General features: G+C 72.7%; 1 protein-coding gene. It reads right to left on the bottom strand.

The annotated features are described in order from the left end of the window. Positions 1–85: 85 nt before the first annotated feature. The coding region (locus BEK98_RS47505; RefSeq protein WP_425276676.1) for an ATP-binding protein at positions 86–341 on the bottom strand (256 nt) is incomplete at its 5' end.

Here is a 341-nt window from a genome sequence, read left to right as displayed (position 1 = left end):
CCACGCCCTGGCCACCCTCGTCGCCGGCACCCAACCCGCACGCCTCACCGTCGCCTGACCCGGCCGACAGGGCACCGCCCCCGGCCTACACCGCCGGAATCACCGCCGACACCCGGAAACCCCCCGCATCCGTCGGCCCCGAAACAAACACACCACCCAGCGCGACGACCCGCTCCCGCATCCCCACCAGACCATTGCCACCCGACGGCAACCCCGCCGCCGCGGACCCCGGCTCCGGCGGCTCGTTCTCCACCTGCATCGCGATCTCCGCCCCCCGATGCGCCAGCCGCACATACGTCTTCGCACCCGCCGCATGCTTGTGGACGTTCGTCAACGCCTCC

This window comes from Streptomyces diastatochromogenes, assembly GCF_002242805.1.
Lineage (GTDB): Bacteria > Actinomycetota > Actinomycetes > Streptomycetales > Streptomycetaceae > Streptomyces > Streptomyces diastatochromogenes.
This window is presented reverse-complemented; position numbering and strand designations above follow the sequence as displayed.